The 15,306-nt window shown below is 71.2% G+C and carries 15 protein-coding genes; 13 read left to right on the plus strand and 2 right to left on the minus strand.

The window, feature by feature from the left end; translation table 11 throughout:
- From BLR90_RS01875 to BLR90_RS01910, 8 genes are all read left to right on the plus strand, one after another.
- On the plus strand, window positions 1-549 hold a 549-nt coding region (locus tag BLR90_RS01875), incomplete at its 5' end, for a TraR/DksA family transcriptional regulator (protein ID WP_245715109.1).
- Window positions 522-1,112 carry a signal peptidase II gene (lspA, locus tag BLR90_RS01880; RefSeq protein ID WP_091022035.1) on the plus strand — a complete coding sequence of 197 codons (591 nt, stop codon included), beginning with the start codon at window positions 522-524 and terminating at the stop codon, window positions 1,110-1,112. The genes BLR90_RS01875 and lspA, both read left to right, overlap by 28 nt.
- Window positions 1,109-2,044 carry an RluA family pseudouridine synthase gene (locus tag BLR90_RS01885; protein WP_091022036.1) on the plus strand — a complete coding sequence of 312 codons (936 nt, stop codon included), beginning with the start codon at window positions 1,109-1,111 and terminating at the stop codon, window positions 2,042-2,044. The genes lspA and BLR90_RS01885 overlap by 4 nt, the downstream gene beginning before the upstream one ends.
- A 2-nt stretch (window positions 2,045-2,046) precedes the next feature.
- The gene (locus tag BLR90_RS20840; RefSeq protein ID WP_147212926.1) at window positions 2,047-2,748 is read left to right on the plus strand and encodes a GNAT family N-acetyltransferase; all 702 of its coding nucleotides are present in this window, start codon (window positions 2,047-2,049) and stop codon (window positions 2,746-2,748) included.
- 33 nt (window positions 2,749-2,781) lie between these two features.
- On the plus strand, window positions 2,782-3,645 hold the full coding sequence (locus BLR90_RS01895; RefSeq protein ID WP_091022038.1) for a DMT family transporter: 864 nt from the start codon (window positions 2,782-2,784) through the stop codon (window positions 3,643-3,645).
- A gap of 323 nt (window positions 3,646-3,968) precedes the next feature.
- Window positions 3,969-7,520: a DNA polymerase III subunit alpha gene (gene dnaE / locus BLR90_RS01900; RefSeq protein WP_091022040.1), complete on the plus strand. Its 3,552-nt coding sequence runs from the start codon at window positions 3,969-3,971 to the stop codon at window positions 7,518-7,520.
- On the plus strand, window positions 7,517-8,053 hold the full coding sequence (locus BLR90_RS01905; RefSeq protein WP_091022042.1) for a hypothetical protein: 537 nt from the start codon (window positions 7,517-7,519) through the stop codon (window positions 8,051-8,053). The genes dnaE and BLR90_RS01905 overlap by 4 nt, the downstream gene beginning before the upstream one ends.
- A gap of 99 nt (window positions 8,054-8,152) precedes the next feature.
- Window positions 8,153-10,060 carry a DUF3352 domain-containing protein gene (locus BLR90_RS01910; protein ID WP_218029313.1) on the plus strand — a complete coding sequence of 636 codons (1,908 nt, stop codon included), beginning with the start codon at window positions 8,153-8,155 and terminating at the stop codon, window positions 10,058-10,060.
- Here BLR90_RS01910 and ybaK read toward each other — a convergent pair.
- On the minus strand, window positions 10,057-10,554 hold the full coding sequence (gene ybaK, locus BLR90_RS01915; protein WP_091022046.1) for a Cys-tRNA(Pro) deacylase: 498 nt from the start codon (window positions 10,552-10,554) through the stop codon (window positions 10,057-10,059). The genes BLR90_RS01910 and ybaK overlap by 4 nt on opposite strands.
- A gap of 4 nt (window positions 10,555-10,558) precedes the next feature.
- The gene (locus tag BLR90_RS01920; RefSeq protein WP_091022048.1) at window positions 10,559-11,224 is read right to left on the minus strand and encodes an LON peptidase substrate-binding domain-containing protein; all 666 of its coding nucleotides are present in this window, start codon (window positions 11,222-11,224) and stop codon (window positions 10,559-10,561) included.
- Window positions 11,225-11,309: 85 nt separating this feature from the next.
- On the opposite strand from BLR90_RS01920, the gene hisD reads away from it, so the two are divergent.
- From hisD to BLR90_RS01945, 5 genes are read left to right on the plus strand one after another with little or no spacing between them, the layout of a single operon-like run.
- A complete protein-coding gene (gene hisD / locus BLR90_RS01925) occupies window positions 11,310-12,611 on the plus strand; it encodes a histidinol dehydrogenase (RefSeq protein ID WP_091022050.1) in 1,302 nt (433 codons plus the stop codon).
- Window positions 12,608-13,726, plus strand: coding sequence for a histidinol-phosphate transaminase (locus BLR90_RS01930; RefSeq protein ID WP_091022052.1), 1,119 nt, complete (start codon window positions 12,608-12,610; stop codon window positions 13,724-13,726). The genes hisD and BLR90_RS01930 overlap by 4 nt, the downstream gene beginning before the upstream one ends.
- Window positions 13,723-14,331, plus strand: a complete 609-nt coding sequence (gene hisB, locus BLR90_RS01935; protein WP_091022054.1) for an imidazoleglycerol-phosphate dehydratase HisB — start codon at window positions 13,723-13,725, stop codon at window positions 14,329-14,331. Before BLR90_RS01930 ends, hisB begins: the two co-directional genes overlap by 4 nt.
- The gene (hisH, locus tag BLR90_RS01940) at window positions 14,328-14,969 is read left to right on the plus strand and encodes an imidazole glycerol phosphate synthase subunit HisH (protein WP_091022055.1); all 642 of its coding nucleotides are present in this window, start codon (window positions 14,328-14,330) and stop codon (window positions 14,967-14,969) included. The genes hisB and hisH overlap by 4 nt, the downstream gene beginning before the upstream one ends.
- The gene (locus tag BLR90_RS01945) at window positions 14,966-15,295 is read left to right on the plus strand and encodes a hypothetical protein (protein ID WP_091022057.1); all 330 of its coding nucleotides are present in this window, start codon (window positions 14,966-14,968) and stop codon (window positions 15,293-15,295) included. The genes hisH and BLR90_RS01945 overlap by 4 nt, the downstream gene beginning before the upstream one ends.
- The last annotated feature ends 11 nt before the right edge of the window (window positions 15,296-15,306 follow it).

Raw genomic sequence — 15,306 nt, forward strand, 5'->3', positions numbered from 1 at the left:
AAGAAGGCGGCCCCCGCCAAGAAGGCGGCCCCGGCCAAGAAGGCGGCCCCCGCGAAGAAGACTGCTCCGCCCAAGAAGACGACCCCGGCCGCGACCGCGGCCCCGGCCACGAAGGCAGCGCCCGCGAAGAAGGCACCGGTCAAGAAGGCCCCGGCCAGCTCCTTGGTCGTCAAGGAGGGCGAGGGCGCGTGGACCAAGTCCGAGCTGAAGGAGGTCCTCGACGAGCTGCGTAGGCAGTACGCCCACAGCACCGCGATCGTGCAGGCACAGGAGGCCGAGCTCTCCGGCCTGCTGCGTGACGCCGGCGACGGTGCCGGTCAGGACCAGGCCGACATGGGGGCCACGAGCTTCGAGCGCGACCACGAGCTGACCGTCCTCAACAACGAGCGCGACAAGCTCGCCCAGATCGACCGGGCGCTGGCCCGCATCGACGACGGCACCTACGGCGTGTGCGAGTCGTGTGGCAACCCGATCGGCAAGATGCGTCTCATGGCTTTCCCCCGTGCGACACTGTGCATGACATGCAAGCAGCGCGAGGAACGTCGCTGAGCGACGACGCCAGTGCCGACCAAGCACCCGCAGCAGGACCGGCCGCACACCGCCGTCTCTGGTTCCGGTTCGCCGCGGTCGCCCTTGTCGTCTACGCGCTCGACGTCGGGTCGAAGATCCTGGCCGTCGCCGAGCTGACCGGCCGCGAGGACATCCCGCTGGTCGGTGACCTGCTCGTGCTGCACCTGACCCGCAACCCCGGCGCCGCGTTCAGCACCGGCACCCAGTTCACCGAGGTCCTCAGCTGCATCGCGATCATCGCGGTCTTCGTGGTGCTCTGGCTGAGCCGTCGCCTCGGCAACGCGGCCTGGGCCGTGGCGCTGGGCTTCCTGCTCGCGGGCGTTGCGGGCAACCTCACCGACCGCTTGCTGCGCGAGCCCGGACCCCTGCGCGGTCACGTGATCGACTTCCTGATGCTGCCCAACTGGCCAGTCTTCAACTTCGCCGACATGTCGATCAACGCCGGGGCGATCCTGATCCTGGTCCAGGCGTTCCGCGGCATCCACATCGACGGCACCCGCGAGCGCGACAAGGATCACGAGTCCCAGGAGCCGACGCAGTGACCCAGGTCGACCACCGCAGCCTCCAGGTGCCCGAGGGGCTGGCCGGTGAGCGCGTCGACGCCGCGCTCGCGCAGATGTTTGGGCTCTCCCGTACGAAGGCGGCCGACCTGATCTCGCAGGGCCTGGTCACCGTCGACGGCGGCGGCGTCGCCAAGAGCGACCGGGTGCTCCCCGGTGCGCTGCTCGACGTCACCATCCCGCACGAACGCGACCCGCTGACCGTCGTACCCGAGGTCGTCGAAGGCATCAAGATCCTCCACGACGACGACTCGATCGTGGTGATCGACAAGCCCGTGGGCGTCGCCGTGCACCCCTCGCCCGGCTGGTCCGGGCCGACGGTCGTGGGCCACCTCGTCGGTGCCGGGTTCCGGATCGCCACCAGCGGTGCCCCGGAGCGGCAGGGCATCGTCCAGCGCCTCGACGTGGGCACCTCCGGCGTCATGGTGATCACCAAGTCCGAGCACGGCTACTCCCTGCTCAAGAACGCCTTCCGGCAGCGCACCGTCGACAAGACCTACCACGCGCTCGTCCAGGGCCACCCCGACCCGCACGAGGGGACGATCGACGCCCCGATCGGCCGGCACCCCAAGGCCGACTACAAGTTCGCGGTCATGGCCGACGGGCGCGCGAGCGTCACCCACTACGAGACGCTCGAGGCGCACCGCTTCGCCAGCCTGCTCGAGGTGCACCTCGAGACCGGCCGCACCCACCAGATCCGCGTCCACATGGCCGCGCTCAAGCACCCGTGCGTCGGAGACATCACCTACGGCGCCGACCCGACCCTCTCGCGGCGGGTCGGGCTGGAGCGTCAGTGGCTGCACGCCGTCAAGCTGGGTTTCGAGCACCCCGACTCCGGTGCCTACGTCGAGTACGAGTCGACCTACCCCGACGACCTCACGCGCGCGCTCGAGATCATCCGCAACGCCGACTGACGATGGCGAACGACCTGGTCCTCCGGCCCGCGGGCGAGGGCGACGCCGAGGCGGTGGCGGCCGTGCACCTCGCGGCCCGCCGGTCGGCGGCGATGCCTCGGGGTGTGCACACCGATGCCGAGGTCAGGGACTGGCTCGCCGCCCGGCTGGCGTCCGACGAAGGCTGGGTCGCCGAGGTCGAGGGCGAGGTCGCGGGCTACGCGCGCCTGACCGACACCTGGCTCGACGACCTGTACGTCGCTCCGCCGCACGCCGGGCAGGGGCTGGGCTCGGCACTGCTCGAGCTCGCCAAGACCCGGCGGCCGCACGGCTTCTGCCTGTGGGTCTTCGAGATGAACCGTCCGGCGCGCGGCTTCTACGCCCGCCGCGGGCTGGTCGAGCTCGAACGCACCGACGGGACGGCCAACGAGGAGCGGGCCCCTGACATCCGGATGGCCTGGCCCGGCGCGGAGCCGCTGGCCTTCTACCGCCAGCTGATCGACGAGGTCGACGCCCAGCTCGGGGACCTGTTGGCCCGCCGCGCGGCGCTGACCCGGGCGGTCCAGCCGCACAAGGCCGACCCCGAGACCCGCGACCCCGCGCGTGAGCACGCCATCGCCGAGGCGCTCGCCCGCCGGGCGCCGGCGCTCGGCACCGACCGGATCCAGCGGATCGTCCACACGATCATCACCGAGAGCCTCGACGCCGCCCGGGAGCGCTCCTGATCCGCCCGCGGTGGGGCGCCCGGTGCTGACCCGGTGCTGACCGCGGTCGTCCTCACCCTGCTGGGCTCGGTCGCCCACGCAGCCTGGAACCTGCTCGCGAGCCGGGCGCACGCGGAGGACAGCCGGGTCTTCGTCTGGGTCTACTCCACGCTCTCGCTGGCGACCATGGCCCCGGCGGCCGTGGTCGTGCTGGCGCTGGGCGCGGAGCTGTCGTGGGCACTGGTGGGTGCGAGCGCGCTGAGCGCCCTCTTCCACACGGCGTACGCCGTGTCCTTGCAGGCCGCCTACTCCCGTAGCGACCTCAACGTCACCTACCCGGTCGCGCGCGGCCTGGGCCCGGTGCTCGCCTCGGCGTTCGCCGTGGCCGTGCTGCACGAGCGGCTCTCCGGCTGGGGGTGGCTCGGGATCGCCGCGATCACGGTGGGCGTCGCCGTCGTGTCGACTGGTGCGGCGCCCGAGGACACCCGGCACCGGCGGGCGGCCGGGCTGCGCTGGGGGCTCCTGATCGCCGCCGCGATCGCGTCGTACACGCTCTGGGACGCGTACGCCGTCGGCGAGCTCGGCGTCGACCCGGTGCTCTACTACGCGGTCGGCGGGGTGTGGATGTTCGCCGTCCTCACGCTCATGTGCGCCGACCGGCTGCGACTGGCCGGGCCGGTCGCGCGCCGGCACTGGCGCACCGGGGTCGCGGTGGCGGTGCTCTCCCCGCTCGCCTACATCCTGGTCCTGGTGGCACTCACGATGGCGCCCGTGTCGGTGGTCGCGCCGCTGCGCAGCACCAGCATCGTGATCAGCAGCCTGGCGGCGTGGTGGTGGCTCGGCGAGACGCACGGCCTGCGCCGTCTGACCGGTGCGGTGGTGGTCACCGCGGGCGTCGCGGCACTCGTCCTCGGCTAAGCCTGGATCCACCGATCTCCGGCTGCTACGCGCCACCATGCGGGCGCGCTGGCTGCGTTACCGACGCTCGATGGACAACCAGTACGCCGTCGCGCCGGCGCCTTGCCATCACACCCGCCTGGCGACGCTCGCGACGCCGCCCATCGGTGGATCCAGGCTGACGTGCTGGCCGGCCAGGATGTCGGTGTGCCCTGCCACTATGGCCGAAGCGGTTCGCGTAGGCTGACGTCCTTCCCCAGCGAGACGTCCGAGGCCCTGATCCAAGGGCCGCGAGGCCGCTGCACGATGCCCTATCTCGACCGGCGAGGAGTCCGAAGCAGACCATGACGACAGGCTCCTCCGACTCCTTCGTCCACCTGCACGTCCACACCGAGTACTCCATGCTCGACGGGGCGGCACGGCTGGGGGCGCTGACCGAGCGGGCGGCGGAGCTGGGCATGCCGGCGGTGGCCATGACCGACCACGGCAACGTCTTCGGGGCCTACGAGTTCTACCGCAAGGCCAAGCAGGCCGGCGTCAAGCCGATCATCGGCATCGAGGCCTACTTCACGCCCAACATCTCCCGTTTCGAGCGCAAGGGCGTCAACTTCTACGGCGGCGGGCCCGACGACGTCTCGGCCCGCGGCGCCTACACCCACATGACGCTCCTCTCGGAGTCCACCGAGGGCATGCACAACCTCTTCCGGCTCTCCTCGGGCGCGTGGCGCGACGGCTTCTTCAAGCACCCGCGGATGGACCGCGAGCTCCTCTCCCAGCACTCGCGCGGCATCATCGGCACCACCGGCTGCCCCTCGGGCGAGGTGCAGGTGCACCTGCGCCACGGCAACTACGACGCCGCCCGCAAGACCGCCTCCGACTTCCAGGACATCCTCGGGCGCGAGAGCTACTTCCTCGAGCTGATGGACCACGGCCTCGACATCGAACGCCGTGTCCGCGACGGGCTGCTGCGGCTGGCCAAGGACCTCCAGATCCCGCTGCTGGCCACCAACGACTCCCACTACGTCAACCGCGAGGACGCGGCCTCGCAGGAGCACCTGCTCTGCATCAACTCCGGCAGCACGATGGACATCCCGGCCGGCGACGGCCCGGGCCAGCGGTTCGCGTTCAACGGCGACGGCTACTACCTCAAGAGCGCGGCCGAGATGCGCGAGATCTGGCGCGACCACCCCGCGGCGTGCGACAACACGCTGCTGATCGCCGAGCGCTGCGACGTGCAGTTCACCGAGGGCAACGGCACCTTCATGCCGCGCTTCCCCTGCCCGCCGGGGGAGGACGAGAACTCCTGGCTGGTCAAGGAGGTCGAGAAGGGCCTGCACTTCCGCTACCCGGCCGGCATCCCCGACGCCGTACGCAAGCAGGCCGACTTCGAGGTCGGCGTGATCACCCAGATGGGCTTCCCGGGCTACTTCCTGGTGGTCGCCGACTTCATCAACTGGGCCAAGGACAACGGCATCCGCGTGGGCCCCGGCCGCGGCTCCGGCGCCGGCTCGATGGTCGCCTACGCCATGCGCATCACCGACCTCGACCCGCTCGTGCACGGGCTGATCTTCGAGCGCTTCCTCAACCCCGACCGCGTCTCGATGCCCGACTTCGACATCGACTTCGACGAGCGTCGTCGCGGCGAGGTGATCCGCTATGTCTCCGACAAGTACGGCGACGACCGGGTCTCGATGATCGTCACCTACGGCACGATCAAGGCCAAGCAGGCGGTCAAGGACTCCAGCCGGATCCTCGGCTACCCGTTCGCCATGGGCGACCGGATCACCAAGGCGATGCCCGCCTCGGTGATGGGCAAGGACGTCCCGCTCAAGGAGATCTTCGACCCGGGTCACAAGCGCTTCGGCGAGGGTGGCGAGTTCCGGACGCTCTACGACGGTGACGCCGACGTCAAGCGCGTCGTCGACACCGCCATCGGCATCGAGGGCCTCAAGCGCCAGTGGGGCGTCCACGCGGCCGGCGTGATCATGTCCAGCGAGCCGCTGATCGACATCATCCCGCTGCTCAAGCGGCCCGCCGACGGCGCGATGATCACCCAGTTCGACTACCCGACGTGCGAGGCGCTCGGGCTGATCAAGATGGACTTCCTTGGCCTGCGCAACCTCACGGTCCTCGACGACGCCCTCAAGAACATCCAGGCCAACCGCGGCGAGACGGTCGTGATCGAGGACCTGCCGCTGACCGACGAGGCCACCTACGCCCTCCTGCAGCGGGGCGACACCCTCGGCGTGTTCCAGCTCGACGGCGGGCCGATGCGTGCCCTGCTGCGCTCGATGAAGCCCGACACCTTCGAGGACATCTCGGCGGTCGGTGCGCTCTACCGCCCGGGCCCGATGGGCGCCGACTCCCACAACAAGTACGCCCGCCGCAAGACCGGTCGCGAGCCGGTCGACCCGCTCCACCCCGAGCTGGCCGACGCCCTCCAGGACGTCCTCGGCGAGACCTACGGCCTGATCGTCTATCAGGAGCAGGTGATGGCGATCGCCCAGAAGCTCGCCGGCTACACGCTCGGACAGGCCGACATCCTGCGGCGGGCCATGGGCAAGAAGAAGAAGGAGGAGCTCGACAAGCAGTTCGAGGGCTTCTCCAACGGCATGACCGAGCGCGGGTTCTCGTTCGGCGCGATCAAGACACTGTGGGAGACCCTGCTCCCGTTCTCCGACTACGCCTTCAACAAGGCGCACTCCGCCGCCTACGGGCTGGTGTCCTACTGGACCGCCTATCTCAAGGCCAACTACCCCGCCGAATACATGGCGGCGCTGCTCACCTCTACCAAGGACGACAAGGACAAGTCGGCGATCTATCTCAACGAGTGCCGCCGGATGAAGATCCAGGTGCTCCCGCCCGACGTCAACGAGTCCTCCTCCGACTTCACCCCCGTCGGCCACGACATCCGCTTCGGCCTCACCGCTGTGCGCAACGTCGGCGCCAACGTCGTGGAGAAGATCGTCGAGGCGCGGCGCGAGAAGGGCCGGTTCGAGGACTTCAACGACTTCATGGAGAAGGTGCCGCTGCTCGTCTGCAACAAGCGGGTCATCGAGTCCCTCGCCAAGGCTGGCGCCTTCGACGACATGAAGCACCGCCGGCGCGCGCTGGTCGCGATCCACGAGCAGGCGGTCGACAAGTACGTCGAGTCCAAGAAGAACACCGACTACGGCCAGGACTCCATGTTCGACCTCCTCGAGGCCGCCGACGTCGGCTCCGCCGGCGGCAAGATCGACGTGCCCGACCTGGAGGAGTGGGACAAGATGACCCTGCTCGGCCACGAGCGGGAGATGCTCGGGCTCTATGTCTCCGACCACCCGCTGCTGGGCCTCGAGCACGTGCTGACCAACAGCTCCGACTGCACGATCGGCCAGCTTATGCTCGACGAGGAGCGCACCGACGGGTCGCCGATCACCATCAGCGGCCTGGTCACCTCGGTCCAGCGCAAGATCACCAAGCGAGGCGACGCCTGGGCGATGGTGACGCTCGAGGACCTCGACGGCGCGATCGACGTACTGCTGTTCCCCAGCTCCTACCAGCTCGCCAGCACCTACCTCGTCGAGGACGCCATCCTCACCGTGAAGGGCCGGCTGTCGCGCAGCAAGGACCAGCCCGAGATCCACGGTCAGGAGGTGAGCGTCCCCGACATCTCCGACGGCCCCTCCGGGCCGGTCGTCATCAGCCTGCCCTCGACCCGGTGCACCGCGCCGGTCGTGGAGCAGCTCAAGGACGTGCTCGGCACGCACCCCGGGGTGACCGAGGTGCAGCTGCGGCTGCTCACCCGTGACGCGACCAAGGTGATGCGCCTCGACGACCGGTTGCGGGTGACGCCGAGCCCGGCGCTGTTCGCCGACCTCAAGCAGCTCCTGGGGCCCGGGTGTCTGGCGGGGTGACCTACGCACCCGTGACGCACGCGCCGCCGGTCCGCCCCCAGTGGGGGCCGATCGTCGTCCAGTTCGCGGCCGTCCTCGCGATCTTCTCCGCTGCCGGTGCCGGCTGCGGGTGGCTGTGGTCCCGCCTGTGGGACCCGCCGCAGGGCGTGGTCTTCGAGGGCAAGTGGTACCTCGACGAGGAGGGCCTGCGCGGCGTCTTCTCCAGCACCGGGTGGTTCGTGGTCGTCGCCGCCGGTGCCGGCCTGGTGCTCGGGGTGCTCTGCGCCCTCGTGTTCGACAGGTCCGAGCTGGCGACGCTGCTGGCGGTGCTCCTCGGCGCCGGGCTCGCGACTTTCCTGATGTGGCGCGTCGGGCTCGAGCTGAGCCCCGCCGACCCCCATGAGCTCGCCCGCAGCGCCGCCGACGGTGACCGGCTGCCCGGCCGCATCGAGGCCTCCGGGCTGAGCCCGCACCTCGTGCTCCCGATGACCGCCCTGGCCGCCGTGGCGCTCGCCTACGCACTGGTGCCGAAACGCCGCGCAGCGCGCGGTTGACCCGGAACCACCGTGGGTAGGCTCGCGTCCGAGTCAACGAGGACCGCGCCGCCTGCGGGGTCCTCCCCAACGCCCGTAGTCCCACCCCTGGGGGTCCCCGTGTCCAGCAACCTGCCACCCGTCGGCCCGCCGTCCGGCCCCCCGTCCGGCTCGCCGTCCGGTCCTCCGGTCGGGCCGCCGCCCGGGATGCCGAGCGGGCCACCCCCGTCCGGACCGCCCCCGATGGCCCCGCCGACGGCACCTCCGTCAGCACCGCCCACGTGGGCCGCTGGCCCGCCTCCGGAGTACCTCGAGGCCGGCGGCGGCCACCCGCTGCCGCCGCAGCCGCCGACGGGCTCCGCAGACGGGGGCGGTGGGCGCAAGAAGATCATCCTCGGCGCCGTGGCCGTGCTCGGCGTGGGTGCCGTGGCCGCCGGAGCGTTCGCGGCGGTGTCGTTCTTCGGCACCGGTGCCCAGCCCGCTGAGGCGCTCCCCGCCAACACGCTCGGCTACGTCAGCATCGACCTCGACCCCAGTGGGGGACAGAAGATCGAGGCCGTACGGACCCTGCGCAAGTTCCCCGCGTTCAAGGACGAGATCGGTCTCGACACCGACGACGACATCCGGGAGCGGATCTTCGAGGAGATCCAGAAGTCCGACGAGTGCGAGGGACTCGACTACAGCGACGACATCGAACCCTGGCTCGGCGACCGGATGGCCTTCGCCGCCGTCGACCTCGGCGGTGAGGAGGACGGGGAGCCGAAGCCTCCCACGCCCGTGCTCGTCGTCCAGGTCAAGGACGCCGACAAGGCCGACGCCGGTCTCCAGAAGATCCGAGACTGTGGCTCCGACGAGGAGGCCGAGAGCTCGGACGAGTCCGACGAGTCCGACGAGTCGGACGAGACGCCGGACGAGGTCGGGGGCTGGTCGATCGACGGTGACTGGGCTGTGATCTCGGAGTCCCAGGAGGTCGCCGAGGAGATCGCCGCCCAGGCCGCCGACAGCTCGCTGGCAGACGACGAGGACTACAAGCGGTGGACCGGCGAGACCGGTGACGCCGGCATCATCACCGCCTACGCCGCGCCCGAGGCCGGCCAGGTGCTCGCCGAGTCCCTCGGCGGGTTCGGCCTGCCGATGGGTGGCGAGGACTGCGTCACCTCCGGCCCGATCGACCCGATGTCGCCCGAGCCGTCCTATGAGATCGAGTGCTCCGACGGTGGCCTCCACGAGATGATGCCCGACGAGTTCGTGTCGATGCTCGAGGACTTCGAGGGCGCGGCCCTGACCGTGCGCTTCGACGACGGCTCGCTCGAGGTCGAGTCCGCGACCGGTACCGAGCTGCTCGGCCTGCCGACGCTGACGGGCAGCGACCAGGGCGGCACCGCCATCGTGACTCTGCCGGAGGACACCGCCGCCGCCTTCGGGCTCGGCTTCGAGGAGGGCTGGTTCGACGAGCTCCTCGACTACGCCTCGTCGTTCAGCGGCGAGGGGATGGACATCGACGAGCTGATCGCCGAGGCCGAGGCGGAGACGGGCCTGAGCCTGCCCGAGGACGCCGAGACCCTCGCGGGCGAGTCGCTGACGGTCGCGGTCGGCAGCGACTTCAACCCCGACACGCTGTTCAACTCCAGTGACGGCAGCGACATCCCGGTCGCCGTGAAGATCAAGGGAGACGCGGAGGCCATCGAGGCGGTGCTCGCCAAGCTCAACCCCGACATGGACGTCACCTTCGGCAGCGACAGCGAGGGTGACTACGTCGTGGTTGGCCCCAACGCCGACTACCGCGCCTCGCTGCTCGATGACGGCGGGCTCGGTGACACCGACGTCTACGAGGACGTCGTACGTGAGTCGGACCAGGCCGGGTCGATCCTGTTCGTCAACTTCGACGCGGGGGATGGCTGGCTGGCCAACCTCGCCGGGGACGACCAGGAGATCAAGGAGAACCTGGAGCCGCTCGCGGGCCTGGGCCTCAGCGCGTGGGAGGACGACGGCGTCGGCCACTCCGTGCTGCGGATCACCACAGACTAGTCAGCGCTCGCCCGGCCGACCCGGGCCGTGATCGCCTCGGTGATCCGGACCAGGTCGGCCGGCGCGAGTTCCAGGTCGAGACCACGCCGGCCCGCGGACACGAACACCGTCAGCTGCGTGAGTGCGGACTCGTCCACGACGGTGGGCAGCTGCCGCTTCTGACCGATCGGGGAGATGCCCCCGACGACGTACCCCGTCGCGCGCTGGGCGGCGGCGACGTCCGCCATGACCGCCTTGCCGCCACTCACGGCCCGGGCCAGCGCCTTGAGGTCCAGCTGGCCGGAGACCGGGACCACGGCGACCGTCAGCCGGCCCTCGACGTCGGCGAGCAGGGTCTTGAACACCCGTTCCGGTGCGATGCCCAGGGCCTCGGCCGCCTCCAGGCCGTAGGACGCCGCCCGCGGGTCGTGGTCGTACTCGTGCAGCGTGAACTCGATGCCGGCCCGGGCCAGGGCGACGGTGGCGGGGGTGCCGCCCGTGGGCTTCTTCGCCATCGGCCTAGTTGGGAGACCAGCGCGTGCGAGCCACCTCGGTGGCCGGCAGCGACGGGATGACGTTCATGGCGCGCAGCTCGGTGCGCAGCAGGTCGGTGACGAGGATCAGGCGCTCCTCGGCGTCGTCGGCCTCCAGCAGTGCCTGGCGCTCGGACATCGGCAGCGGCGCGCAGGCCGCCAGCGTCCACGACAGGTACGCCGGGTCGCGCGGCAAGGCACCCTCGTAGGGGTCGGACCGGATGTCCGCGAGCGCCTGGCGGTAGGCCGTGAACGTGGCGCGGGCCCGCTCGAGCACCCCCTCGTCCACCCCCGCGTCGGGCTCGGGCAGATCGACCACGTGCCCGACCGGGAAGTCGCCGGTGGTGTCGAGCCGGTCGAGCTTGATCCGGTCGAGACCCACCGCGACGATGTCGAAGGTGCCGTCGGCGTTGGCCTCCACCTCGGTCAGCTGCACCCGGCACCCGACCCGGTAGAGCGACTGCGCGCCGTGGTCGCCCACCTCGTAGCCCTCGCGGATCCCCACCGACCCGAACACCCGGTCGATCGGGTCGTCGACGCGCAGCAGGTGGTGCACCATCGCCCGGTAGCGGTCCTCGAACACCCGCAGCGGCACGCTGACCCCGGGGAACAGCACCGAGTTCAGCGGGAACATCGGGAGGGTGTCGGTCATCTGCCCAACCTAACGCGCGGGGCAGGGCCGTCCATGGCGCGACGCCGAATCCGCGGCGCGCGTGCCGCCCACCTAGAATTGACCCATGATTCGCCGGATCGATCTGCGCGGGGCGGCCACGACCGGCCCCGTCGACTACCGCGCCGCCGTGCCGCGCGCGGACTTCGACGTCGAGGCAGCGATCCCCGCCGTACATGCGATCTGCGAGGCCGTGCGCACCCGCGGCGTCGAGGCGATCCAGGACTTCTCCCGCCAGTTCGACGGCGTGGAGCTCGACGACATCCGCGTGCCGGTCGCTGCGCTCAGCGACGCCCTCGAACGGCTCGACCCGGCCATCCGCGCCGGGCTGGAGGAGTCGATCCGTCGGCTCCGGCTCACGTGCGAGGCCGAGCTCGAGCACGACGTCACCACCGACCTCGGGCCGGGCGCCCGAGTGACCCACCGCAAGGTGCCGGTCGGCCGGGTCGGGCTCTACGTGCCCGGCGGGCTGGCCCCGCTGGTCTCCAGCGTCCTGATGAACGTCGTGCCCGCGCAGGTGGCCGGCGTGCCGTCCATCGCGCTCAGCTCGACGCCCCAGAAGGACTTCGGCGGGCTCCCGCACCCCACGATCCTGGCCGCGTGCGCGCTGCTCGGCGTCGACGAGGTCTACGCCGTAGGGGGAGCGCAGGCGATCGCGATGTTCGCCTACGGCACCGGCCCGTGTGCCCGCGTCGACCTGGTGACCGGGCCCGGCAGCATCTACACCGTCACCGCCAAGCGACTCCTCAAGGGCCAGGTCGGCATCGACTCCGAGGCTGGTCCCACCGAGATCGCGATCCTCGCCGACGACTCCGCCGACGCCGCCTACGTCGCCGCCGACCTGGTCAGCCAGGCCGAGCACGACCCGCTCGCGGCGTCCGTCCTGGTGACGCCGTCCACCCGACTCGCCGACGAGGTCGAGGCCGAGCTCGACAAGCAGGTGTTCGCCACCAAGCACACCGAGCGCATCCGCACCGCCCTCGGCGGCACCCAGTCGGCGATCGTGCTGGTCGACGACCTCGAGCAGGGCCTGGCCGTCGTCGACGCCTACGGCGCCGAGCACCTCGAGATCCAGACGGCCGATGCTGCGTCCTACGCCGCCCGCGTGCGCAACGCGGGCGCGATCTTCGTGGGCCCGCACGCACCGGTCTCCCTGGGCGACTACTGCGCCGGCTCCAACCACGTGCTGCCCACGGGCGGCTGTGCCTGCCACTCCTCGGGGTTGTCGGTGCGCGCGTTCACCAAGTCCGTGCACGTCGTCGACTACTCCCGTGAGGCACTGGCAGAGGTGGCCAACCACGTCGTCACGCTCGCCGAGGCCGAGGACCTGCCCGGCCACGGCGCCGCGGTGAGGGTCAGGTTCCCGTGACCTTCCCTCCCCTGCGGGAGGAGCTGCGCGGTCTCGAGCCGTACGGCGCCCCCCAGCTGGACGTGCCCGTCCAGCTCAACGTCAACGAGAACCCCTACCCGCCCTCCGACGCCGTCGTCGCCGACGTCGCGACCGCGGTGGCCGAGGCGACCCGCACCCTCAACCGCTACCCCGACCGTGAGTTCGTCGAGCTGCGCACCGCGCTGGCCGGCTACCTCGGCCACGGGGTGACGCCCGAGCAGGTGTGGGCGGCCAACGGGTCCAACGAGGTGATGCTCCAGCTGCTCCAGGCCTTCGGCGGTCCGGGGCGCTCGGCGCTGAGCTTCGCCCCGACGTACTCGATGTATCCCGAGTACGCCCGCGACTCCAACACCGCCTGGGTCCAGGGCAAGCGCGAGGACGACTTCGGTCTCGACCTCGACCGGGCCCGCGCCGTGGTGCTCGAGCAGCGCCCGTCGGTCGTGCTGCTGCCCTCGCCCAACAACCCGACCGGCACGGCGCTGCCGCCCGAGGCGGTCACCGTCCTGTGCGAGGCGGTCGGCGACGAGGGCATCGTGGTCGTCGACGAGGCGTACGGCGAGTTCCGTCGCGAGGGCACGCCCAGCGCGCTGGAGCTGCTCCCGCGCCACCGCAACCTGGTCGTGTCGCGCACGATGAGCAAGGCGTTCGCGCTGGCCGGCGCGCGGCTGGGCTACCTCGCCGCCGACCCGGCGATCTGCGACGCCATCCGCGTCGTCCGCCTGCCCTACCACCTCTCGGCGGTCACCCAGGCGGTGGCGCTCGCGGCGCTGCGCCACGCCCCCGAGCTGCTGGGCCGGGTCGACCAGCTGCGCCAGGAGCGCGACCTCACGGTGTCGTGGCTGCGCGAGCAGGGGCTCCAGGTGGCCGACAGCGACGCCAACTTCTGTTTGTTCGGGACCTACCCCGACCGCCATGCTGTGTGGCGGGGCCTGCTCGACCGAGGGGTGCTGATCCGTGAGGTCGGGCCCGACGGCTGGCTGCGGGTCTCGATCGGCACCGCGCCGGAAATGGCAGCGTTCAAGCAGGCACTGGCTGAGACCATGGCAGCAACGAGGGCAGAGACAATGGCCGGGACGGAAGAAGGACAGCCATGAGCAGGACCGCACGGATCGAGCGCCAGACCAGCGAGTCGAAGGTGATCGTCGAGGTCGACCTCGACGGCTCCGGGCGCCACGACATCTCCACCGGTGTCGGCTTCTACGACCACATGCTCACCGCGTTCGCCCGGCACTCGCTGGTCGACCTGACCGTCCAGAGCGTCGGCGACCTCCACATCGACGCCCACCACACCGTCGAGGACACTGCGATCGTGCTCGGCCAGGCGTTGCGCGAGGCGCTCGGCGACAAGGTCGGCATCCGCCGCTTCGGCGACGCCACCGTGCCGCTCGACGAGGCGCTCGTGCAGGCCGTGGTCGACGTGTCCGGCCGCCCCTACTGCGTCCACACGGGCGAGCCCGAGGGGCAGGAGTACGTCGTCCTCGGCGGCACCACGCCCACCTACCTCGGCTCGCTGACCAAGCACGTCTTCGAGACGCTGGCGTTCCACGCCCACATCGCGCTGCACGTCCGCGTGCTGGCCGGTCGCGAGCCGCACCACATCGTGGAGACCCAGTTCAAGGCGTTCGCCCGTGCGTTCCGCGACGCGATTGCCCTGGACCCCCGTGAGACGGGTGTCCCCTCCACGAAGGGTGCTCTTTGAGCACGAACGACGTCGTCGTCCTCGACTACGGGTCGGGCAACCTCCGCTCGGCCGTGCGCGCCCTCGAGCGCGCCGGCGCGCACGTGGAGCTGACCGGCGACTTCGACCGGGCGCTGGAGGCCGACGGGCTCGTCGTGCCCGGCGTCGGTGCGTTCGCGGCGTGCATGGCCGGCCTGCGCTCGGTCAAGGGCGACCGGATCATCGGCCGCCGCCTCGCCGGTGGCCGGCCCGTGCTGGGGATCTGCGTCGGCATGCAGATCCTCTTCGGGCGCGGGGTCGAGCACGGCGTCGAGACCGAAGGCTGCGACGAGTGGCCCGGCGTGGTGGAGCGGCTCCAGGCGCCCGTCGTACCCCACATGGGGTGGAACACCGTCGAGGTGCCCGAGGGCTCCGCGCTCTTCGCGGGCGTCGAGGCGGAGCGGTTCTACTTCGTGCACTCGTACGGCGTGCGCGACTGGACCCTGCGCACCAACGACCGCACGCGCGCCCCGCTGGTCACCTGGGCCGAGCACGGTGGCGACCGTTTCGTCGCCGCGGTCGAGAACGGCCCGCTGAGCGCGACCCAGTTCCACCCCGAGAAGTCCGGTGACGCCGGGGCCGCGCTGCTGCACAACTGGGTGCGGAGCCTGTCCGCATGAGCAAGGAGCGCGCGCGGCGCCGCGAGGAGCGTGAGCGCGAGGCCGCGGTGCGTGCCGCCGCCCGCGCCGCCGCGGAGGAGCGGGCCGAGCGCCGTGCCGCGCGTCGGCGCGTCGTCACCTCCGTGCTGCCGCAGCCGCGCTCGCGCCCGACCGGCGTGCTCGCCAGACGGCGTCGCAACCAGACCCTGGCCACGGTGATGATCCTGCTCCTGGTCAACGCGGCAGCGTTCGCGTTCCTCGACCACTGGGCGGCCCGTGCGCTCGTGCTGATCGTCAGCCTGCTCGCCGCTCCCGTCCTGCACACCCTGCTGTTCCGCCGCCGCTGACCGAGAGAAGA

Origin of the sequence: Nocardioides szechwanensis (genome assembly GCF_900103935.1) — a bacterium.
Taxonomy (GTDB): Bacteria; Actinomycetota; Actinomycetes; order Propionibacteriales; family Nocardioidaceae; genus Nocardioides; species Nocardioides szechwanensis.